Here is a 632-nt window from a genome sequence, read left to right as displayed (position 1 = left end):
CTCGGGATCTCGTTCGCGGTGCTCGCGGTGCTGACGGCCGTCTTCGACAACCTCATGATCGCCGCCGGGTTCTTCGACTACGGGGCCGGGCACATCACGGAGCTGCGGATCGGCCTCGTGCCGGTCGAGGACTTCGCGTACCCGCTCGCCGCGCTGCTGCTGCTGCCCTCGCTGTGGTGGGGGCTGGCCGAGCGCGGCCGGCTCACCGCCACCGTGCGCACCCTCGTGGCCACCTCCCGTCCGGTCTCCTGGGTCAACACCGCCTACCCCTTCGCGGCGGCCGGCGTCCTGACGACCGGCCGGGTGGACCTGCCGCTCGTGGTGGGGACGCTGTTCTTCCTCTTCCCGTACAACCTCCTGATGTACGGGATCAACGACGTCTTCGACTACGAGTCCGACCTCCGCAACCCCCGCAAGGGCGGTGTCGAGGGCGCGCTCGTGGACCGCTCCGAGCACCGGACGGTCCTCGTGGGCTCGGTGCTGACGGCGCTGCCGTTCCTGGCGTACCTGTTCCTGGCGGGCGGGGCCGCCGCGGCGGGGGTGCTCGGGGTCAGCCTGTTCGCGGTGGCGGCCTACAGCCTGAAGGGGCTGCGCTTCAAGGAGGTCCCGTTCCTGGACTCGGCGACCTCCGC

1 protein-coding gene is annotated in these 632 nt (G+C 71.4%); it reads left to right on the top strand.

What is annotated here, in order from left to right; genetic code table 11:
- On the top strand, positions 1 to 632 hold a 632-nt coding region (locus QYM41_RS17650; RefSeq protein WP_368801074.1), incomplete at both ends, for a prenyltransferase.

It is taken from the genome of Kocuria oxytropis (assembly GCF_040981195.1).
Taxonomy (GTDB): Bacteria; Actinomycetota; Actinomycetes; order Actinomycetales; family Micrococcaceae; genus Kocuria; species Kocuria oxytropis.
This window is presented reverse-complemented; position numbering and strand designations above follow the sequence as displayed.